Source organism: Mucilaginibacter sp. SJ (assembly GCF_028993635.1).
GTDB lineage: Bacteria > Bacteroidota > Bacteroidia > Sphingobacteriales > Sphingobacteriaceae > Mucilaginibacter.
The window spans coordinates 678,809-701,204 of sequence record NZ_CP118631.1; the positions used below are offsets into that span (position 1 = coordinate 678,809).

Annotated in this window: 21 protein-coding genes; 13 read left to right on the forward strand and 8 right to left on the reverse strand. The window is 38.7% G+C overall.

The window, feature by feature from the left end:
- Positions 1-190: 190 nt before the first annotated feature.
- From MusilaSJ_RS02645 to MusilaSJ_RS02660, 4 genes are all read left to right on the forward strand, one after another.
- Positions 191-370, forward strand: coding sequence for a hypothetical protein (locus MusilaSJ_RS02645; protein WP_274988529.1), 180 nt, complete (start codon positions 191-193; stop codon positions 368-370).
- Between the two features lie 784 nt (positions 371-1,154).
- Positions 1,155-2,768, forward strand: a complete 1,614-nt coding sequence (locus MusilaSJ_RS02650) for a vitamin K epoxide reductase family protein (protein ID WP_274988530.1) — start codon at positions 1,155-1,157, stop codon at positions 2,766-2,768.
- Between the two features lie 82 nt (positions 2,769-2,850).
- Positions 2,851-3,072, forward strand: coding sequence for a hypothetical protein (locus tag MusilaSJ_RS02655; protein WP_274988531.1), 222 nt, complete (start codon positions 2,851-2,853; stop codon positions 3,070-3,072).
- Positions 3,073-3,146: 74 nt separating this feature from the next.
- The gene (locus MusilaSJ_RS02660; RefSeq protein ID WP_274988532.1) at positions 3,147-4,277 is read left to right on the forward strand and encodes a TlpA disulfide reductase family protein; all 1,131 of its coding nucleotides are present in this window, start codon (positions 3,147-3,149) and stop codon (positions 4,275-4,277) included.
- Between the two features lie 123 nt (positions 4,278-4,400).
- Here the strand turns inward: MusilaSJ_RS02660 and MusilaSJ_RS02665 are convergent, their stop codons facing one another.
- Complete coding sequence (locus MusilaSJ_RS02665) at positions 4,401-5,102, reverse strand: hypothetical protein (protein ID WP_274988533.1); 702 nt, start codon at positions 5,100-5,102, stop codon at positions 4,401-4,403.
- A gap of 188 nt (positions 5,103-5,290) precedes the next feature.
- On the opposite strand from MusilaSJ_RS02665, the gene MusilaSJ_RS02670 reads away from it, so the two are divergent.
- The 8 genes from MusilaSJ_RS02670 to MusilaSJ_RS02705 all read left to right on the forward strand — a co-directional run bounded on the left by MusilaSJ_RS02670 (position 5,291) and on the right by MusilaSJ_RS02705 (position 13,779).
- The gene (locus tag MusilaSJ_RS02670; protein WP_274988534.1) at positions 5,291-6,994 is read left to right on the forward strand and encodes a hypothetical protein; all 1,704 of its coding nucleotides are present in this window, start codon (positions 5,291-5,293) and stop codon (positions 6,992-6,994) included.
- A 12-nt stretch (positions 6,995-7,006) separates the two neighbouring features.
- A complete protein-coding gene (locus tag MusilaSJ_RS02675; protein ID WP_274988535.1) occupies positions 7,007-7,993 on the forward strand; it encodes a hypothetical protein in 987 nt (328 codons plus the stop codon).
- 281 nt (positions 7,994-8,274) lie between these two features.
- A complete protein-coding gene (locus MusilaSJ_RS02680; RefSeq protein WP_274988536.1) occupies positions 8,275-10,506 on the forward strand; it encodes a peptidase domain-containing ABC transporter in 2,232 nt (743 codons plus the stop codon).
- A gap of 29 nt (positions 10,507-10,535) precedes the next feature.
- Entirely contained in the window at positions 10,536-11,879 is a 1,344-nt protein-coding gene (locus MusilaSJ_RS02685) for an HlyD family secretion protein (protein ID WP_274988537.1), read from the forward strand.
- 726 nt (positions 11,880-12,605) lie between these two features.
- Complete coding sequence (locus MusilaSJ_RS02690; RefSeq protein ID WP_274988538.1) at positions 12,606-12,836, forward strand: hypothetical protein; 231 nt, start codon at positions 12,606-12,608, stop codon at positions 12,834-12,836.
- 335 nt (positions 12,837-13,171) lie between these two features.
- On the forward strand, positions 13,172-13,417 hold the full coding sequence (locus MusilaSJ_RS02695) for a hypothetical protein (RefSeq protein ID WP_274988539.1): 246 nt from the start codon (positions 13,172-13,174) through the stop codon (positions 13,415-13,417).
- A gap of 44 nt (positions 13,418-13,461) precedes the next feature.
- Entirely contained in the window at positions 13,462-13,584 is a 123-nt protein-coding gene (locus tag MusilaSJ_RS02700) for a hypothetical protein (RefSeq protein ID WP_274988540.1), read from the forward strand.
- Positions 13,585-13,617: 33 nt separating this feature from the next.
- Positions 13,618-13,779 (forward strand): BF3379 family histone-like protein, encoded by a 162-nt coding sequence (locus MusilaSJ_RS02705; RefSeq protein ID WP_274988541.1) that lies wholly within the window; start codon positions 13,618-13,620, stop codon positions 13,777-13,779.
- 59 nt (positions 13,780-13,838) lie between these two features.
- Here the strand turns inward: MusilaSJ_RS02705 and MusilaSJ_RS02710 are convergent, their stop codons facing one another.
- The 3 genes from MusilaSJ_RS02710 to MusilaSJ_RS02720 all read right to left on the reverse strand — a co-directional run bounded on the left by MusilaSJ_RS02710 (position 13,839) and on the right by MusilaSJ_RS02720 (position 16,810).
- Entirely contained in the window at positions 13,839-14,375 is a 537-nt protein-coding gene (locus MusilaSJ_RS02710) for a hypothetical protein (protein WP_274988542.1), read from the reverse strand.
- A complete protein-coding gene (locus MusilaSJ_RS02715) occupies positions 14,372-15,343 on the reverse strand; it encodes a hypothetical protein (RefSeq protein ID WP_274988543.1) in 972 nt (323 codons plus the stop codon). Before MusilaSJ_RS02715 ends, MusilaSJ_RS02710 begins: the two co-directional genes overlap by 4 nt.
- A gap of 339 nt (positions 15,344-15,682) precedes the next feature.
- Positions 15,683-16,810: an endonuclease/exonuclease/phosphatase family protein gene (locus MusilaSJ_RS02720; protein WP_274988544.1), complete on the reverse strand. Its 1,128-nt coding sequence runs from the start codon at positions 16,808-16,810 to the stop codon at positions 15,683-15,685.
- 472 nt (positions 16,811-17,282) lie between these two features.
- On the opposite strand from MusilaSJ_RS02720, the gene MusilaSJ_RS02725 reads away from it, so the two are divergent.
- Complete coding sequence (locus tag MusilaSJ_RS02725) at positions 17,283-18,095, forward strand: hypothetical protein (RefSeq protein ID WP_274988545.1); 813 nt, start codon at positions 17,283-17,285, stop codon at positions 18,093-18,095.
- Here the strand turns inward: MusilaSJ_RS02725 and MusilaSJ_RS02730 are convergent, their stop codons facing one another.
- From MusilaSJ_RS02730 to MusilaSJ_RS02740, 4 genes are all read right to left on the reverse strand, one after another.
- Positions 18,096-18,515 carry a PD-(D/E)XK nuclease domain-containing protein gene (locus MusilaSJ_RS02730; RefSeq protein ID WP_274988546.1) on the reverse strand — a complete coding sequence of 140 codons (420 nt, stop codon included), beginning with the start codon at positions 18,513-18,515 and terminating at the stop codon, positions 18,096-18,098. It abuts the gene before it with no gap.
- Between the two features lie 21 nt (positions 18,516-18,536).
- On the reverse strand, positions 18,537-18,995 hold the full coding sequence (locus MusilaSJ_RS02735; RefSeq protein WP_274988547.1) for a hypothetical protein: 459 nt from the start codon (positions 18,993-18,995) through the stop codon (positions 18,537-18,539).
- Positions 18,996-19,266: 271 nt separating this feature from the next.
- On the reverse strand, positions 19,267-19,464 hold the full coding sequence (locus MusilaSJ_RS28050) for an AbiV family abortive infection protein (RefSeq protein WP_446725140.1): 198 nt from the start codon (positions 19,462-19,464) through the stop codon (positions 19,267-19,269).
- Between the two features lie 110 nt (positions 19,465-19,574).
- Positions 19,575-22,169, reverse strand: a complete 2,595-nt coding sequence (locus MusilaSJ_RS02740; protein WP_274988548.1) for a KAP family P-loop NTPase fold protein — start codon at positions 22,167-22,169, stop codon at positions 19,575-19,577.
- Between the last annotated feature and the right edge of the window lie 227 nt (positions 22,170-22,396).

Here is a 22,396-nt window from a genome sequence, read left to right on the forward strand (position 1 = left end):
TTGTCAAAATTATTGACACTTTCTTTTATTGAGAATGCAAAGTCTTGGAAAATCTTCTGGTTAACGATACAGAAAATTTTGTTAAAACTTAAATAATGATGTTTAGGTATTCATGCAAATGTCAAGTGTTAAAAATTGATTTGAAAAGGGCAAACTTATCTATCCAATAATTTTATTGGTACATTGCGCAATGGCTTACAACAAAAATATGGAAGTTGACCATTTATCTTTTGGCGCGACCAACCATATCAAGGCGGCCTTTTTTTATAGAGTTCTGGGTGCAGGTGATTTCATTAACGGTTTGTCAGGTAACGGATTAAGTAAAAAATATGATTTTCAAGAAATCAAGATTGCGAAAGCTGCATTGTAATATTATATCACCGAGCCGTTTGAATTGACGCGGAATTATGCGAAGGAATGGCAAGCTGAATTGTTTGTAAACCGGTAGCTGATTTCAACGTTAAAATTTTGATCATCTAAGATATTTTGTGCATCAATTTTTGTGGTAACCTTATTATCAGTGAACAGATCCGCTGACATTACATACTTTTTTTGTATCGGGAAATTAGTACCAACCGTAACGAATTCTGATTGTCAAATAAATATGGGCCTTGTTGTTCACTAACATTCGCTATGGGTGGCCCTGAATCACAGCTAGAAAGGGGAAAACCCCATTACTCGAAAACGCAATCAATGCAGTCATTTTATTTGTTGCAATGTGATTATGCAATAGCGTATTACAACGGGTGATTCCTGCCTGTAATGCAATTTATAAAGACTATTCCGCCAAAATATCCAATCGACCGCAGTCGCAGAAAATATTGACTGATCTTGAACGTAACAGAAATTAAGCCGGTAGCCCTCGATTATTCAACTTCTACACGGAATTGTCTGGGTATTGGTCCTTTAGTCTTATATGGTTTAATATAAGGGGCCGTATAGCGGAAATAGACGTTGGTTTTTTGTTGGATATTAAAAAAAAGAGAAATATTTTAATATTAAAAATGAATAAATTTATATATTTATAAAAAATAGAAGGAATATTAGTGATTCTTTCGTTTTTTTATGTAATCTAAGCTCTATTATAAATTATGTGGTATTTTTTCAGCCGATTTCTGGAAGTTCGTAGCAATTGTCCGGAAATAGTGTTCCTCATGACCCGAATTCTTAATGTATCCATAACAGCGACAACTTTGACTGAGGAACTTGAAGAACACCCCGATTACCCAAGTTTATTAAGTGTCAGTGACGTTTTGGCTAATTACGGAATAAACAATATCAGCCTCAGTTTCAAGCCGGAAAAGCTGACCAGTGTACCTGTTCCGTTTATTACCCAGATCAAAGGCATAAAGGATAATCTTGATTTTTTTACTATTGTTAAGGCGATAGATTCAGAAGAGATTTGCTTCTTTGATCCCGAAGACCATAAATGGGTTATAAAGCGAACCCCGGAATTTTTATCCAGGTGTTCCAATATAGTCCTACTGACAGAAGTAGGCTATGGCGCAGGTGATAAGGATTTTAAAGTTAAGGAAAAAGAGGAAAAACGGCGATCTATAGTCAATTCTGTAACTGGGCTTGCACTTCCAATTTTTGCTTTGCTGATTGCCTTAAACTGGATCGTTGTCGGTGGTACGGAGGCAATACCTTCATTTTTATACATTCTGCTGACTATGTGCGGCACGGCGGCGGGCATGTTACTGATTTGGTATGAGCATGATCAGCATAATCCATTGTTGCGTCAAATATGTAGTACGGGTAGCAAAGTTAACTGTGGGGCTGTACTTCAATCCTCCGGTGCTAAAATTTACGGTATTCCCTGGAGCAGAATTGGCTTCAGCTATTTTGCCGGTTTAGTGATGACTATGCTTTTTGAGGGAGGAATGAATCAAAATACCTTGGCGATCATTAGCTGGATAAATATATTAGCCTTGCCTTACATATTTTATTCTATTTATTACCAGGGGTATGTTATCAAGCAATGGTGTGTTTTGTGCCTTATTGTACAGGTGACATTGTTTCTTCAGTTCATTGTGTCCGCAAGCGCAGGCTGGTTGAGTTTATCTTTATTGGGTGTATTAAAAACGGAAACAGTGCTGCATCTGTTGATGTTTTTTTCCATCCCCTTTGTTACGCTCTCGATCTTTTTGCCGGCCTTAAATGCAAAAAAGGAAAAGAAAAACCTGAGCATTGAGTTACAGCGGTTAAAGCAGAACCCTATCGTATTTGAAGCAATGTTATCCAAGCAACGCTCGATTAATATAGACCCTTCGGGCTTAGGTATCACTCTTGGTAACCGAAATGCTTCCCGTAAATTGATTAAAGTTTGCAGCCCATATTGTAATCCTTGTGCTAAAGCGCATATACCAATGGAGGCATTGCTTAATAATAATGACGATCTGCAAATTCAAATTATCTTCACTGCTTCTCTAAACGAAAGTGATATCAAGCGAAAACCGGTAAGCCATTTACTGGCAATTGCCAATGGATTTAACGATGATACCATAAAAGGTGCCCTAGACGACTGGTATTTGGCCGAAAAAAAAGACTATGCGGCTTTTGCCCTCAAATATCCGATGAACGGTGAGCTCGCTAAACAGGAAGAAAAAATTCGCGCGATGTGGGAATGGTGTGAGGAATCTGAGATTGAATATACGCCAACTTTCTTTCTTTCCGGAAATTCAGTTAATGGTATTCCAAGTACAACCTATTACGAACTGCCGTTACTTTATAGTGTGGCTGATTTAAAATATTTTCTTTCTGTTTAACTCGAGTAAAAACAAAAGAGGATGACCGTAACATCTCCGGGTCTTAAAAAAGGCGATGAAAACAAATCTAAAATTTATCAAAATGAAAAAGCTAAAATTAATGGCAATCAATTTGGGCGCGGATGAGGTGCTTTCAAGGGTGCAATTAAAAAATGTATTGGGTGGTACAGTTACAACATCAACTGGTCAGGGAGTGCCTGCGTGTGTTGGGAAAGCATGTGATCCGGTAACGGGCAGTTTTTGTGATTCACTCTGTTTTTGTAACATCGATAGCCAGGGCAGGGACATCTGTGCTAAAAGATAGTTATGACCACGGTAGCCAGGCCAGCTACTGTGGTTTAATTTAATTCTTCGATTTCTTATCCAAAATAGCTAAGAATGAAAAAACAGGTTTTAATTTTTTTTGCTCTGATAATCATTTCATTTCACGTAGTTGGAAAGGCAGGATATACCCTTAATGTGAACGTTAAAGGCAGCCATGGGGGGGGATTGGAACTAAGGAAGTTTTATCAAGAATTATTGGATGAAAAGAACTCTTCAACGGAGAAGCTTGAAAATTCTAAATGTAAATTTGAAGGCACGATCGGTAATCCAATCAGGGTATTTTTAATTTTTACCGGGACAGACGGTACCCGGCTTTATTCTCCCGTTTTCTATATTGATTTAGGAAAACAGGAAGTCATATTGGATAGCGCGACATTTGAGCATGGCGTTCCTGTTTTTAAAGGATCGCGGACTAACGATCTTAATCTACATTATCTTGAGGCTTTTCGGGCATCTGAGGTGAAATTGAGGTGGCTAACTGACAGCCTTGACCGCCTCAGTATAAATCTCTCGAGTAATAATGACCCAGGGCTCAAAAAAAAACTTGGAGAATTAAAACAATCGATAAATGATAAACGTGATGATTTTACCGACTCTTTGGTTAATGTCTATAAGAATGAATATTTATCTGTATGGATAATTGACAGTTGTTTAAGGGAACGGTTTTCTCCCAAATTGGAACGTACATTTAATCGTTTATCTCCTGAAATTAAACAAAGTAGGCTTGGGCTAGCTGTCAAAAAATCTTTTCTTGATGTGCAAGCCGTCTTACCCGGAGGCCATTTGCCTGAACTTTCACTTATAGATACAACTGGTAGGAAATATAAAGAGACATTTAAGCGGGAAGGTAAATATTTGTTTGTAGAACTTTGGTTCAGCCATTGTGCTCCATGCTTAGCCCGACTGCCGGCATTGAAAGATATCTATAAGAGAAGGGATGAATTTAATCTTGAATTTGTTGGGATATCAGTGAGGGAAACAAGTACACAAGACTGGAAAGGTGCAATAGACCGATATAAAATCCCCTGGTCCCAGCGTTTTGACTACAGCAGGCTGTTTTTAGATACTTACAAGATACATTTTTTTCCTTCAAATCTGATTGTTGACCCAACAGGTAAAATTGTCGCACGCGACTTGGAACCTGCAGAAGTTATGCGATTTCTTGAACATTCCAAGTATCCGTGATATCATGTATATAAAGAATTCTCATAACGTATAGATATGTTACAGAAGGCGGTCAGCAATAGCTTTACAAACAAATCGAGCGCTTGATCTTGGAAGGAACGGAGATATTTAGCGAGATTCTTTTTATAATGTGTTGAAAACCGGAATTGGGGCGATGATCCGATCTCCGTGGTCGTAAGATAGTGATCTGTATTCATCGAAGTGATCAGGTTTATAGCTGTGGCCACTTGTCTTGTATAGTAAGACCTCATCGCTCCAGTTATAAATTAACGTTGATTTTCCATCTTCATCTACATAGATATCGCTATCAGCCAGCAGTGGTTCTAACCATTTTAAATGTTGATCGGTTGTAGTACGATGAAAACCGTATTTAAAGATATGACTTGCTTTTACAAAAATAGACGGTTCAAATGTATTGCGCTCTTTTGTCATTCCTGCTTGAGTTCTAAAATAGGAAGATGCCGGTTTGTAGGCTGTTTTTCCGCCTCTGATGAGCCCCCTTATTCCTTCGCTCAGATGATCATCAAAAAACAAATCGTCGTCGTCCCAAAATGTAACAATATCAGTGTCAACTGGCAAATGTTTAATCGCATCATTGTAAATAGCTCCAAGACTTATATATGGTTGGTGAGTATTCATGTCCATGCTATTGTTTACTAAGGTAACAAGGCTTGGATCAATGCATTCACTCAAACGCTGTTGAACTTCTGAATTTTGATAAATTAATAAGTGCTTGTCTTGATAATTTTGTTCAAGGAATAATGATAGACTTCTTTCCGAACAATAATGCCTTCCGCATGTCGCCATGATAGCTGTAATTTTCATAGTGACAAGTTAATCAAAAATAATAAAGATATAATTACAGGAAGGAAGAAACAAACTAAAATTTTATTGATAAACAGCCAAAATCTGTGAATGAGATGATGTTTTTGACTTTATTAAATAAAACCGCTTGAAAATCTAATGCAAATGTTTTTTGTGAATTTTAACCCTAAACTAACTATTACCTGTAAATGATCTACCTTTCTGCGCAGCCAGACGAATATTATTTTTTGTGGCAATTAAAATTACAGCTTTTTAATTTTGTACGTTTGGGAATACCGGAGGACAGCATTCATATTTTAATAGGATTCGATCAGGAACGAGGGCTTTCGCAGGAATTTCAGAAGTTTAAGCTTGAATATCCCTCTGTCAATATCTATGATTATCCGGATACAAGAATCTGTAAAGAATACATACCTTCAATCAGGCCACATATAATTGCGAAACATTTTACGTTGTTCCCACAATTGCAATATGAAACATTATTTTATCATGACTCCGATGTTCTGTTTAGCAACCTGCCTGATTTTCTCGCGCTAAATGAAGACGAAACTTGGTATTGTTCGGATACGCGGGGATATTTAAGCGCTCAATACATCAAAAGCACAGTCGATGACGAAGTGTTTAAAGAGGCGTGTTTAGCGGTAGGCATTTCGCCATCTATGGTTGAATCTGACGATGAAAATGCAGGTGGCGCGCAATATCTGCTAAAAAATGTGTCTGCCTTATTTTGGCAAAAAATCGAACGGGACAGCACGAGTATTTTCTCAATATTTGAGGCAGATAATGACCGTGATGGATTTTGCGCCAGGCTTCAACCTAACGTCAGGATTCAGTCATGGTGTGCAGATATGTGGGCAATCTGGTGGAATGCTCTCTTTTTTAAAATTCCTTTCAAAATAAGCAAGGAGCTGGATTTTGCTTGGGCCGGGAGCCCAATTGATGAATGGGTTAGCAAAAGGATTCTTCATTACACGGGCTCGGCTGAAAAAGAAGATAAATCTGTGTTTAGAAAAAGCAACTATACGAGATATCCGCCGTTCCACGACGATTTAAGTGCCATTAGCGAACTTAATTGCAGTTTTCCGCTAAAGCAGCTTATAGAAGATTACAATAGCCTGCAGCAAAAAAAGAGAATTGATTTAAGCGATTTTACGTATTTGTTTGTTTGTAGGATTCGATCCGAGTATCATCTTGAAAACCTTTACACGATCGTAAAGCATCTCACGATAAACTATACTACGAACATTATAATCATCGAGGCCGACGGATTTCCTCTTATTTCTCCGCATAGACTGCCGAAAGAAGTCAATTATTTCTTCTTTGAAGATGACAACCCCCAATTCCATATTACACGTTTTAATAATTTAGGTGCGCTAAAGGCTAAAACCAAGTTTATCGGCCTTTGCGATGATGCATGTGTTATTGTACCGGAAAAACAGATAACGCAAGGGGTCTCAATGCTGCGTAATGGGGCTTCCATCATCTCACCGTATGATGGCAATCTTTTAAACATAGATATTTTATTAAAATCTCTATATGTCCATATTCAAGATACAAAGTTGTTAGAAGAGAACGTAAACAAACTAAAAACATTATCAAAAAGATCCTACGCGGGTATGCTAATGGTCAACCGGGAAGTTTTTCTATCTGCAGGGGGCGATAACCAACGCATTATTTCTCCAGGAGTTCAGATAATGGAGCGTATTAAGCGAATGCAGATACTTGGCTTTCAGATAAAGCGTGTGTCGGGTAATCTTTATTGGCTACCTCCGAAAGTGAAAAGTAAGGAAATGGCCGATACTGGCTATGAAGAATCAATGACAGAATATCTAATGATATGCACTTTGACAGAGAAAGAATTAATGAAACATATCGAAACATGGCGACCATAATTTATGTGTTATATGCAGGAAGATCAATTTAAAAGAAAGCTGGAAATGCTTGAAAGAGAGTTTGCAGATTGTTATGGCTTATATAATGGTAAAACTGGTTTGGCAATATCTTGGTTTTTAATGGGAAGCCTTACCGATAATCAATATTATTCAGATAAAGGACAATTTTTGCTGGATGAATTGGGCGATAATATTTTAAAGGTAAAAGGAACGAGTTTCCATGAAGGCCTTGCAGGAGTCGGCTGGGGTATCGAATGGTTGGTCCAAAATAATTTCATTTCAGCAAACACTGATGACATACTCAGTGATTTAGATGATGAATTGTATAAAACAGTTGTCTACGAAAAATCACCCAACATATCCTTATACGACGGCACCATAGGCAAGGCAATGTATTTCTACAAAAGATGGTTTGCAAAAAATCCTGATACGCCGAGAAGCCGGATAATATGCAATGAGGAATGTCTTATATTACTTACCGATGAAATAAGTGAGGCTTTAGATAAAAGTTATAATGATGATCACCTTAAATTGGAAGAATCAAGAGGTGATTATTTGATTTCAATTTGCCAGGCGCTCATATTTTTATGTAAATTGAGAGATTGTAAAATAAATCTGGAAGTCGCTGCCAAATCAATTTGTCAGGGTATTGCCGTTCTGGAGGCTGAATTTGAAAACTATGAATCGGCTGACATTCCTAATCCAGAATACATTATTTACCTGATTTATGCATACTTGAACGTTGGTTTGAAGCTTAAGGATCGTGCTATTGAACGACGCGCAAAAAAATTACTGTTGTGTCATCAGTCGCGTGATAAGCCGTACTTATTGAAACCACATCACGTTTATGTAGAGAACAAACTGCTGCACAGTGTAAGCAAGGGATATGATGGTAATTACCAACAAATGATAGGGCACGGGAACTTTAAGATGCTTTGCGAAATTACCATGTCGTCGAAGTTTCAAATGAAATCATGGGACGAGGCCTGGATCTTGTAGAAATTTGCTTAAGACTTGATACTCTGCGAATCAAAACACTGGAAATGCAACAAGCTTCTTCAATTGACATTGCTTAGTCAATTCCGCGTTAAAATGTTTATAAGCGTCGTTGTTTCTTGTTAATTGGTTTAAAAAAAAGATTCGTCAGTAAACTGATAGTCAGAGGAATTCAAGGAAAAAAACAAAACTGATTGTTTGGCTTTAATTTTATTAAAACGTTCTTTTAAATAAGTGAATTAAGTATTTTACGCCTTTAATTATATTATCTTCAGTTTATTCAAATGCCTTTCCCTTATTATAAACAATTAAATGCAATGGATTGTGGGCCGACGTGCTTGCGTATGGTGGCCAAATATTACGGCAGACATTATAATGCAGACACCTTGCGGCAAAAAACCGGTTTTGCCAAACAAGGGGTCTCATTATTGGGCATAAGCGAAACGGCAGAAAAATTGGGCTTCAGGACAAGAGGGGTTAAAATCGGCTACAGTCAGCTTGAAGCAGTGACAACTCCTGCGATTCTACATTGGGATCAGAACCACTTTGTAGTACTGGTTGACATTTCTTCAAAAAAAGTAAAAATAGCCGATCCTGGAAACGGGATGCTCAATTTTACCAAAGATGAGTTTTTAAACCATTGGATTTCGTCAAATAGTCAGGACGAATTGCAAACCGGAATAGCGCTTTTAATGGAGCCTACACCCACTTTTTTTGAAAGCGACGGAGAGAAAGAAAGTAAAATTACTTGGCATTTGTTGTTTCGATACCTCGCGCAAAGTAAGTCACAGATTTTACAGGTCTTAATTGCTTTTGTTATCACTTCGTTGTTGCAGCTTATTTTTCCATTTTTAACACAAAGTATAGTTGACACAGGTATCAATACCCAAAACCTCCAATATGTCGTAATCGTACTTGTCGCACAGATGATGCTAACTTTCAGCCAGACTGTGGTTGCATTTATTAGGAGTACATTATTATTACGAATCTCTAATATTCTTAATCTCCAAATACTTTCCGATTTCTGGATAAAACTGACGAAGCTTCCGGTAGCGTATTTCGATGTCCATCATACTGGTGATACCATGCAGCGTATAAGCGACCACAATACCATTAAAGATTTTCTTACTGGAACGGTGCTAAGCACGCTTTTTTCCTTTTTTAATTTTGTGGTATATGCCATCGTTTTGGTAATGTATAACTTAGGGTTGTTTATTGTCTTTATAATTGGTAGTCTCATTTATTTTGCGTGGGTTTTATTATTTATGCGTATGCGCCGCAAAATTAACTACCAAACCTTTCACCTCTCCGCGAAGGAAAACAATGCGACTTTGCAGCTGATACAGGGAATGCAGGAAATCAGATTAAATAATGCAGAAAGGCAAAAACGATGGGATTGGGAAAATACACAAGCCTCTATTTTTAAATTAAACTTCAAATCGTTAAATTACAGTCAATTGCAATCTATTGGCGCTACATTGATTAATCAATTGCAGAACATCGCGATCAGCTTCCTTGTATCAAAATTAGTTATTGAAGGTCGTCTCACATTAGGCGCAATGCTGGCCATACAGTATATAATTGGCCAATTGAGCGGCCCGATTAGCCAATGGGTGGTCCTTATTCAAAATATGCAAGATGCTAAGATCAGCATGGAACGTTTAAATGAAATACATCAGTTGTCCGACGAGGAAAACTCTGATAAGTTTTATATTTCACAGCTATCGACAAGTAAGAGTATTTCGATTAGTGATTTGTCATATGCTTACCCCGGAGCCGGAAATGAGCCTGTACTTGAAGATATAAGTTTATTTATTCCTGAAGGCAAAGTTACCGCCATCGTCGGGGTAAGCGGAAGTGGAAAAACAACGCTTTTAAAAATTCTGCTAAAAGTATATGAACAATATAGCGGCGTGATACGTATCGGGGCGAACGAGCCAAAACAAGATTTGGATACCGATAAAAATACTGATGGTTTAAGGTTTGATAATATTCGTCATTCGTATTGGAGAAGTATCTGCGGTGCCGTAATGCAGGACGGGTATATCTTTAACGATACGATTGCCAGAAATATAGCTGTAGGACAGGAAGAAATTGAATATGAACGATTGATACAAAGCTGCAGGACTTCCAATATTTATTCATTTATAGAATCCCTTCCGAATGGATTTTATACACTGTTGGGTTCAGAAGGGGTGGGGTTAAGTCAGGGACAAAAACAAAGATTGCTAATTGCAAGGGCAGTCTACAAAGATCCCGAATATTTATTCTTCGACGAAGCTACCAATTCACTGGACGCCAATAATGAGCGCGAAATCGTGGGCAATCTCTCAAGGGTCTTTAAAGAAAAGACAGTAGTTGTAGTAGCACACAGGTTAAGCACTGTTAAAAGTGCCGATAAAATTGTCGTTTTGGATAAAGGTAAGATTGTTGAAGAAGGGACCCATGAACAACTCACTTTGGCTAAAGGCAAGTATTATCAACTTGTTAAAAATCAATTGGAAATGGGGAATTAATTATCAATCAAAGCAGGAAGAAAAAGTTTATGTCAAGCAAACAAAACGAAGAATGCGAATCAATAAATCGCGACCTTTTAAAAATAACTTCAACTAATCATCTCCAGAGCAGGTCAGAGCTGGCCCAGGAGATTATTGACCGGAGACCTTCCTTCTTTGAAAAGTGGGCGTTGATGCTTTTTTCCGCAATATTATTATGTCTTTTTGGAGGCACTTGGTTTATCAAATATCCGGATATTATTGAAGCAAATGCAACCCTTTCGGCTTATAATGCGCCTAAAGAAATTATTTCAGTGCAAACGGGAAGGCTTATCAAATTGTTCGTTCAAAATGGCCAGCAAGTGAAAAAGGATGATATGATAGGTTGGATAGAAAGCGCAGCAAAACCAGATGAGGTTTTAAGGCTTTCAGCTCAACTTGATAGTGGCTTGCGTTTATTAATGGTTGGAAAGTCAGAAAAAGTGTCTGTTTTGTTCAAAGAGCAATTTCAAAACCTCGGAGCTATACAGGTTTCTTATCAAACTTATATAATGGAACTCCAACAGTTTAACGATTATTTGGTAAACGGATTTTATGAAAATCAAAAGAAGTTGATTTTAAATGATGTCTCTTCGATAAGGAACACGGACCGGGAATTAAAAGAGCAAAAGCAGTTACTTAGGAAAGATAATGAGGTGGCAAGTCAGACTTATGAAATGAATCAAAAATTATTTGACCAGCATGTGATTACAAAGGAGGAATATCGTCAACAACAGAGTAAACTTTTTAATAAACAATTGGGAATGCCCCAGATAAATTCCAGTATTATTTCAAATCAGAATCAGGGGCAACATAAATTAAGAGAACTGGAACAAATTGATCATGATATGGCACAACAAAAAGTTCTCCTTCAGCAAGCACTTCAGACATTGAAAAGTAATGTTGACGAATGGAAAAAGCGTTATATTTTATCCGCTCCTATGGATGGGACATTGTTTTTTGCTTTGGAATTGCAACAGAACCAATTTGTAGAGCAAAATAAATTGCTTGGCTATGTTAAACCTGCTGACAGTAAATTTTACGCACAATTAGTTTTGCCCCAAAGAAACCTCGGAAAGGTCGATACAGGAATGCAGGTGCAACTGCGTTTCGATGCCTATCCCTATCAGGAGGTAGGTTTTATCAAAGGAAAAATAAACTATATTTCAAATATCGCCACTGATAGCGGCTATATTGCCAAGGTACAATTGAAAACAGATCTCAAAACTAATCTCGGCGAAAAAATTCGATATAAAACAGGTCTAAAAGCTACCGCTCTGGTCATTACTAAAGATATGCCATTGATCAAGCGGTTGTATTTCACTGTTGTAAAAGCTACCAGTCAAGGGAAATAGAGACAAATGGGGGAGTTTAACTTGATCTTTATATATATATGCAACTGTTTTAAATGAAACGGCGATGTGTACATCAAACAAAATCAAATTCGGATAGATTACGGTAAAATGCCTGGGGCATCTCCACGTTATTGGGAAGGAACACCTCATAGCCCGATTTCTGTATATCATATTCAATAATTCCAAAATATCATCATCATCAGTTAGCAGGGCCATTTACGCAGGCAGTACTGGGCGAATTTATCCGTGCGTTTGCTGGGCCGGGATCGGCACATCTTAGTAGATCATTGTCGGATCGCTGCCCGGGTGTAACAGGCATTACTTGATTTTTTAGATTAAATGCACACTCTTGAGAATGTATTAAATAATATAAGTTACATTCATTTAATCGAAACTTCATGTAGATAAGTCATTCGCTTTGCAAAACATAAAGGCCAATACCTGTTATAATGGCTTCTATAAAGCGCACATTTTCCAACAAATGGCTATATGAAAGATGGATCTTTAACATAATTTTAAAAATTATTGAATTGACAAGTGCGTGAAACATAGTTCACGGGATGAAACTCGTTTTTTAATGGCAGAATATGACCTGTGACGAAATTATGTATCATTCCCTTTTAACTGAATTTTAGATATTGATAGCAGGTCTTCTTTGAATCGGTTCGAACCAATTAAGTCAAGGAGTAATGAAGAAGAGTCTATTCATCATTTAATCATCAGAACATGAATTTGAACAATTTGGAGGACCTCAGGAAAGAGGTGGGGATGCTGGGCTTCAGCAAGCAAAGCCTGAATCAACTGGAGCCGCAGATGCGGACAGGAACGGGTTATTTGGATATCCGGGAGCAGCTGCCGGGAGATACGGGAATACCTGTGGAATTGACCTTACATCTCCGCAAGTCGAATGAATCAAAGTATTCTAACCTCAATAAGTTTGAGGCAGTGGCGAGCTAGATCCCGCCTGCGCCGTCCGGACAGCAATATATGGTCCTGACGGAGAATAAGGATAAGCCTGAAGTGCCGCTGGTGAAGAATTTTGATGCGGGTTATGATGCGGTGGAGTTTTTCAAGAAACAGAAAGGCAATGTGGAGTTGGCGGTCGGTGAAAGCCCGCAGGGGAAACAGTTGCTAGCGAGCCGGGAGCGTGGTTCGGAAAAGGAGAATTATGTGAACAATGATTTCCGCCAGGCTTTTTATGGTTCGGCGACGAGCCAGACTTTTTATGTGAATAAGGGTGTGGGGAGCAGGCGGTTAATATGGTGTATGGGCGTACGGTACACAGGGATAATATGCTCAACCCGGCAAGCGGAGAGATGTACCAGGCTTGGATCAAACTGGACAATGATCAGCCAAAGGATAATTACGGGAATTACAAGCTGAAACAGATGAATGACCCTTCTTTTGGTTTTGACCTGAAGCAGACCATGGACCTGTTTAATATCAAAGACCTGGCTGACCCGGCGAAAAAGGAACAGATTGTTGCTGCGATGTATAATTGTGACCGTGCACAGGTGACGGTGGAGCGGGAAGGATAATAAGGAGCAACAGGTGATGATGGCGGACAATCCGAGGTATGAAAATGGATTTCTTTACGGAGCAGGGCAGCAGGCTGAAAACGGAGCTTTTCATGAAAGCCCCTGCGCTGAATCTTAACCTGGGCAAGGCGAAGGACAAAAGCCAGGACCAGGGCGTGGGTGTGTAATTGTTTATTGTTTTACTGATAAAATCTATAAAGATGAATGCATTTCAGCAAATCGAACAATTGGTTGTTGCCGCGAAAGATGATGCAGAGAAGTTTTACGGAAGAGGTAATCAGTCTGCGGGTGTACGGTTGCGCAAGGCTTACCAGCAGATGAAATCACTAGCTCATGAAGGACGTAAGGAGGTGACGAAGTAGAAGGGCAAGGCTGCTGAGGTATAAATAAAAATGCCCCGCCAGTAGCGGGGCATTTTTATTTACTCTTGATTTTGATCAATTTCTTCTTCTTGGACTTGCGGTTCTCTTTCTTTTTGTAATCCGATGATTTTTGACAAGATTAGCAGGTTTCTCCATAACGTTGTTACGATTATTACTAATCCAATTATATTCCAAAAAGTTATATACCTAGTAGCCGCTTCATTCAGAAATATTTTAAGTGAGAATCCTACCACCGCGATAAACGTCAATGATTTGATACCGTTTTTTAGCAAATCAGTTGTTTTGTAATAAAGTTTTGTTGAAAAAAACAGATCAAAAACGGTGACATCGTCATTGTTGTTACGATCCGGAACTTTTGCACTGGTCTTAAAAGTGACAAGCACTGTTAATAAAGTAAGAACAAAACCTGCTAAGGTCAATGCAATTGTCGAAAGATCGGTCGTTGTAGACAGTGCATTACCCGACTCTGGTAAATTGACCAGTTTGATATGATAGCAATAATAAAATAACCCACAAGCGATACTTGCGAACAAATAATCGAATAATAAAGGCCTTTTGAAATAAATCTCTATCATCTCTTAAATGTTTGTATAAAACTATTGAATTCTGGTTTAATTAATTCATAGTATTTTGTCGTTGTCGTGTGCGCACTTCTATCGATCTTTACAACAATTTCTCGTTTGCCTTTAATCAGATTAAAAGTCTCGTCCTGGCCTTCTTTGTTCACAAATTTAAACTCAAACTCATCAAATTGGTCGATATGAAAATCATCTTCCTGAAATTTTCTCAATAATGCCTTGAACATGTTATTTGCTTCTTTATTAAGATGTTCAGACTTTACTTTTACCCCTGGGGTTTGAAACGAAGCTTCAATTCTAATGAAGTTTGGTTTTAACCTATTGTGGAGATTTGCGAATTCCACAATGTAACCCTTAATTTCATTATCCATTTGAGCAATATTTGCCGGCCGTAATTTGATCTCGAAATTCAAAACGTTTTTAAGGTTTTCCAAAGTTTTATCGATCGGAATATCCATGTAGGTAGTTGTTTGACAACCCTTCGCATTCCTGATCTCTTGGGCAAGGTTCCTCAGGTAAAATTCTATGTCGGAAATTCTTGGCCCATTATTGTTAAATTCAACGCATAGAACAGGTGGATTAACTGAATAATCAGCAAAAAAGTGCGTAACCTCAGCTATGGAGCCTTCTGCCTTACTGAAGGGTATCAGTTCAAATGAATCCTTAGGTTTTAGCATCAGGTTTTTATCCCTTACAAGCGCTATCGAACACTTGATTCTTTTTTCACGCAAAAGCAGAACTGGATTATACATAAACATCTCCCGACGTTCCGCTTTGGGTTGATTTTTATTTCGATCTATAAAGTAAGCTTTCCCAGCAACGTGTTCTCTATTGAGAAAAGTCATCAATTCTACAAGAATATCTACAGAGTTTTTATGACGGGTATCACTATAGGGTATAAAGGTGACCTTATGAAGGTAAAACTTGATTTCTTGTAAATTTTCCGGCTCGATAACTTCGGTCATGACGTGGTTTTAGGATTTTTTCACAATTTCCACTTATTTATTCATAATTACAAATATTAACGATTGCCTCAAATCTCGAACTGGGTGTTAGTTGTTTCTATAAGCAATATGAACGATTTAGTTTGTCTTCGCGTAAGTTTGTTTGACGGAAATAGTTGATTTCGAAAAACTTAACGAAAAGATCAATCGCCTGGAAGGAGGTTTACTGCATTGGCGCTTCAGCGGGAAAGGGATCTTCCCGATTGATCAATTGGACTAAGTCAGCCGGTCCAGCCGCTCCATTCCATGCCTCCATTTCGCCGCATCCCGACGGTTGAAACACCGGCTTGCGCCGATGTTTTATTCAGGGATACGACAGCTGTTAATGTAGGCTTCACTATCATTGATCAATAACCGTGTCCACAGCACTTTATGATCTGATAATTGCCAGGTCTTCCAGCTGTTATAGTATTTCTTCAATTTAACCTCATCGTTTGCAATGGTTGCGCCCTCACGCGTGTTTACAAGCTCATTTTTGTAGACTTGATAGTCATCATCATCAAAACAATTTTTATAGATCTCGAAGACGCCAGCATTAGCGTTTTTGGCATCAGTGGCTTCCGAGTCAATAAAATCAAGCTGGCCTTGTTTGGTTTTAAAGGCGATTTGATCGTAATAGTGATCCCGTCCAAGATTGGTAGATGCACGGAGATTTTTCGGAACAGTGAAACCTGAGTCAAGTAATGCTTCCATGGTCTCATGGTTTTGGGCGACGATGTTGAAATCGCCTAAAAGAATCATGCTTTTATCTTTCAGAAAAGCTTCATCTGCTCTTTTACTCAGATAGTTGGCGATAGTTTTGATTTCTTCAATACGCTGTTGTAATTCCGGTCCTGGTCGATCCTCTCCATAGTAAATATGTACGGTACATAGATCGAATTTAAACCAGCCGCATTGGAATGATACAACATATGGTGTTCTGCGGAATTGTTTTCCGGCTACTACCTTATCACCCTCTACTTGCAGTTCTGTTTTCGAGATCAATAAGTTTGATGGCAGAACGATCTCGCCCGCGATGTTTTTAAACCAGATCTTGCGCTTATCATAAATAAAGGTGAGACGTTCGCCATTACCGCCACCCTTTGCGTCAGAAACATCGGTCGCGATATAGCTATAGTTATTACCCATAATGCTAAGCACGGTTTCTAATGGTTCCAGTTCGTTGACTTCCTGTACGGCGATCAGGTCGAATGCGGACAGGATCTCTGCGATGTAAAAATAGCTCTCCGGTAAACGCGGTTGCGGGTTGAAGCCGCCGTCTTTTCCAAAATCACGGATGTTCCAGGTAGCCAGGAGGAGGTGTTTTTCCAGGTTTTTGTCTGGGATTTCCTCATCTAACTGTGTTTTGAGCGCCAATAATTTGTCGATGATGTGATTTCTTCTTTCTGCGGGAATGAAGTTGGTTTTGAGTTTAGGATAGTAGGCCATGTCAGGATGGATTAAAAGGTTTAAGAAAGATTTGTGATTGATAATTAATTTGCTGTTTTACAGTTGATTAACCAGCTGCTAAAGTAGTTAAATGACTGTGGATTATTGGTGCACAATCTTCATTTTTTATGCGCTTTTGTGGATAAACGCAGGTGAGCCGGTCCAGCCGCTCCGCTTCGTTCCTGCACTCCGCCGCTTCCCGGCGGTTTGACACCAGCTTGCGCCGGTGTTTTTTTAGGATAATAAGTACTACAGAATTTGAATTACGTTTTATATTTTTGTGAAAAAAATTAAAGGCGTCCGAAGACCTCGCTTATAGCTTGCGTGGACAGGTGTCCGGTCCGCAAGGACCTGCTGGGTTCGATTCCCGGCCGGGAGATGTTGATACAACGTTTGCCGGCCGGGGCACCACAATATAAACCTTATGACCTCACAAGAAATCGACCAGTACTTTGATTATCATAATGCCAATATGAAAATCCTCAAAATTGGCTTTGATCAAATCCGCGATCAGATTAAATCTTTATACCATAGCAAAGACAAGGCAGGAAACTATGTTTTCAAGCTTCATGATGCGGATCGCTCCAAAATTGCGGCAAGGGAAACGGAGACCGCGCTGTTCAGGATCTTGTCCGGAATACAGGTTTCGTGGGCAGAAGAGAGCATAAAAAGGATATTTTATGAAAAAGACTTATTTACTGATGCGCAAAGGACGTATTTGATTCGGCAGGGTGAATTGGGGCAGAAGTGGTATAAAACGCTGGATGTTGTTTTTTGTATCGCTTATGGTCTTGTCCCTGCAGGTGATGAAACTTGCAAATCGGTAAATATAAGATTGCAAAGGCGACAGTTGGGCAGTACTTTGGTTAATCAGTATTTGCATTTGCGGGAGATCATAACACGCCATTTAATGCCCAATTTTGCTATCCGGAATAAGGTCCAGCATGGCGAGTGGCTATATGGTTTTAAACCGAGCTTTTCGGAAGTATTTAGCCAGGATATAACTGATCAGCTTCAGCGCGAAAATATCGTTACAACCACTTCGCGATTTACATTAGTCAATGCGTTCTATCAAATGATCGTTGACATGGGCAGATTTAAGAGCGGGGCATTTGCTTTGGATCCGAATATTACACCGTTCGAATATTTTTATCCGCACTATATTCGTAAGATAGATTTTGAGGTCAAAAAAATAAATACCCCGGAACTGGATGCCTATATTGATGAAATGATCGACCGAGAGATCCGTGGACAGCAACACCGTGCTGCACGTGCCGGGCAGTGATCAGTTTGAAAGTCTTTCAAACGTAAACCCATTGATATTTCTTTTGGCTTCATCGAAGCTGATGCCTAATCCAAGGATCACTTTGCGCTCCAAATTTAGTTTTTGCGCATATTGCTTCTCTTTGATCTGATCGCGGGCTTCCGCGCTTAGATCCTTGTTATCGCCAAATTTAAATTCCACAATGTAAATAACGTCGGTAAACCTGATAACGGCATCGATCCTGCCGATATTGGTTTCTTCTTCTGATAATACATGGGATCCCAGTAAAGTGAGGATCAAATGTACATTGGAGTGAAAATAACCTTCTTTGGCTTTGCTAATGCTGTACGAAACCGATGCCAATACGCTTTTCATTGTTCTGATAAAGGATGGAATATCACGCATCATCAATGCATAGCGAAGTTCGTAATAGGGAATCATGCCGTCTTCCAGGTCATGCAGTTAGCTGACGTAATCGATCATTGCCACCAGGTCATCTTTGATCTCTTTTAACAACGTGATGGCCATATCTGTGTCCTCTCCTTCATTATTGGCATCAAGCAGTAGTTGGTTGGTGTTCAAAAAATCTTTAAAGCTTTTTAGGAATGCAAATAACTTATCCGGCGTAGCGAATTTCTCAGGTACAAGCTTATCGGCAATCAGGTTTTCTTCCACATTACCGTGGATACTAATGACTAAATCCATGATTTTGGTGCCGTGCTTTAATTTGTACACGCCGTAGGTACGCTGTTGGTGCGTGGACCTGTAAAACCAGTCGATGTGTTCATATCGGATGGAAAAGAAGTCCTTAATGTATTTTTCGATTCGGTCAAGGTTGTACATGCTGATATTGATTTGCGGCCAAATATAATTACTTATTGTTTCCCGGTACTGTGCTAATCCTGACGCTTTCCAGGTCATGTGGTTAAAGCCCTTCCTCGACTTTTTATTAAACAAATTTCTCAAAAGCCTGCCACACAGCAAGCCCGTGCCCTACGGGTTTTGCTCAAAAAATCTTCCTCCCATTTCTTCATCGGCTGCCGCTACCGCGGAGGGTGTTTGGGAGCGTATTTTTTGAGCAAAGGGCTTGCCTTAATGGCCGGCTTCTTAAGGTGAGGTGCTTAATAAAAAGCGAGAGCGAGTGCGCGAGCGGACTTAAAAATTAAGCATGATGAAAAGCAGGACGGACAATTTAAAGGGGCGGGGCCCGTCGTCTTAATGTACAGAAAAACTCATAGAAAAAACCTCGGGATGCTTTTACTTCATGACTTTTCCAGTCTTTCCAAAATCTCTTCCAATCTGTGATGGTAAACGCTTTCGAGTGATATGCCAGCAGTGTATAAGATTTCCCTAATTCCTCTAAAGCAAGTTCTGCAATACCCAGTCCAATCTATTTTTTTCCTCCGTATTTAAAGACTGCGTTTTGGGCAGCTTGAAACAGTTCCCAGCAATTGTCGATGGTTGCGTTGTAAAGGCTAAGAATTTCTGCTTTAGTTAGATTCATGATTTTAAATTTGAAAGCATATCCAACATTAATTTTTCATCGCTTTTATCAGAAATTTTAAATCCTTTTTGATTAGTGTAGAAACTATCGATATGATTTAGAATTATCTTCTTGATTTTTTCTGAATCGGGATCGTCAAACGATTTTGACTGCAAATGATCTCTAAATTCCTCCCACTTACCGAAAATTTGTTCGAGAAAAGGTTCGAATACTACCAACCCACCTGTGCTGTAAGGCTGGTAATAAGGCCTTAATATATGTCGAACATATTGTTCAAAAGCTGCGTCGTTTGTTAAAAGAAATGTTTTTAATGCGGATGAAGCTTTTTTGTTGATCAAGACACGATCATCTGGAGCTATTTCAAATTTGTTCAGATAATAAAACGACATCATTCCGGTATATGAAACTGCGTTATCGTTGTTTTTCAGAAATTCTTCGAACAATGAAGACAGTTTCTCTTGCCAATGAGTTTTTGTTAATATGGCCGGTTCTCCGTCGTAAAGATGTGTGGCCAAATATCGGCCAGCTAATTCGGCCCGATCGATCAAGCTGATATCTTGGTTATCCATCAACGCATGAAGAAATTGTTCATATAGGGCCTCGTCATCTTTAAAATATTTATTTTTATTGTATTTATCGAACGTTACCAATAGTTTCTTAGTTAGTTCCAGCCATACCTCATGATTGTGCTTAATATTTAGGTATGCTATGATCATTTTTTTTAGAGTATCGCTGTCTTTAAATTCTGTAACACGGGTGGTTATATGGATTAACTCTTGGCCTTTACCTTCGTTATTCCACTCGTCAAATTTCGCGGTGATATCCGAATGGCTTTTTTCCAGCACATCATTAAAAGCTTTTAGGGAAATCAAATTAAAGAGCTGATAAGAAAAGTACAGATAGAAATTGTGGATCTCTTTGAATTTACGTCGATTTTTATAGCCCATATCGGTGACCAGGTAATCGACAGCCGCCTTCAGCTTTTTGAGCTCATCAGCCCCTAATGCAGCTGCATTCTCTTTTGCGAATTGCTCCCAGTTGTCTTTGTTCAAAATAAACTCGTCACTTTTATCCACGTCGAAATCTAAAAGGAACCGATTCCGAATACGATTATACACTTCGATGTTACGGTTTCGGAGTAACTCAAGGACCATCAGGTCATGAATATCAATTTCATCTTGTAATGTTCCAAAAGCTAGTTTAAATGAGTTACAGAATCGTTTCAGATCACGCGAATTTTCAGTTAACTTTTCCAATATGTTATCATGATCAGCTGCAGGAAAAAACGGTATACTTAAATCACCAAAATCAGTTGTGATTTTTGATACTGCGTCGGTTATAGCAGTTTTGTGCCTGGTTTCAAGATCATCTGTCAAAAGATATTCTTTAATCAAAGGTATAAAGATGCTCTTTTTAAATGCTGGCAAAGTAATGGTTAATTGGAACACCTTTTTCAGGTATTCCTCTTCGTTCGCAAAGTCCTTGGTGCCCTTTAGAACATTGATCACGTATTGCTGATCAATACTGGCAACAAAAAACATATTTGAAAAATTGGCAGTGTTTCGCATGATACGCAGGACTTCCATAACTTCTTTGCCGGTAAGGCGATCCATATCGTCGATGAAAATGACGATACGCTTAGAGAGTCCACTTATTGCCTTATTGATGAGCTCGTATTGTTTTTGGATACTATCGTCTCCTCCCCATTCGTTGATCAAAGTATCGAAGAAACGAAAATAGACCTCTTTGCCAGTCTGTAATATGCGCTTTGAATAATCCTTTAGCTTCGAATGAATGGACTGATTGTAAGGTTTCAATTCCTTTGATAAGGTTTTAAAAAACTCTTCTATAATTGCGTCCGATTTACTAACTCGCCATGGATTAAAATCGAAAACAAGAGTGTTATCCTTATCATTGTCCAGTTCCTCTTTTAAACGGAGAAGAAAATCTGTTTTTCCAGATCCCCACTCACCCACAACGGCAATAGCAAATGAGCTGTTAGTGGATGTATTCATGATATGTTTCGCGACGGACGTTGCATAGGTTGCTCTGGAGTAGGCATCAGTATAGGCGGAAAGCGATGAATGATCATCGATGAGAGATAATTGCGTTGGTGCAACAATTAGCGCTTTGAAATAGGACTTATAGGTAATGATTAATAGAAGAGTTCCGATAACAAAACAGTTTGCGTAAGCGATCCCTGATAACAATTTGATTTGAAATAAATAGAAATTATTCGTTTCATCATAGCGCACTATCAGAAAATATAACAACAAAACCATAGCGACGAAAGCTACAGAATTCAATGTAGTATACAGTCCTTTCCAACATTGCTTTATGAAAAAAACGACGGCAAAAACTAAATAAAGGATAAAGATCCAATCGGTGATCAGGTTGTCCATAGTGCAGTACTTTAAAAAGGGACGAGTTATCACGATATCCCAAAGTTCGATGAATGCTTTGGAAAATAGGATAAACAAAAGGGATAAGGCCAGCAACCAGTAACCACTTGAAAAACTAAAATCTTTAAAATAGCCGTCCCAGTTAAATTCCTTGGTTCGTTTCTGTATTTTTTGTGGTGTAGAAGACATTGGGTTCAGGATGATAATATAAGGTTGAAATTATGAAGAAATTTTTAGAGCTAACTAATTTTGTTCCTTTAAGATATTTTGCCTGCCATTGACATTTTATGCAACAAAAAACTTTGTGTTGGGTAAACCTTAGTTTGGGTTTTTAATAATTGGTTAGTTGATTAGGCTAGTTGGGTGCTGGCAAGAGCAGTTAAGTGATAGGAAAGGCAGACGCGAGATCTACCTTT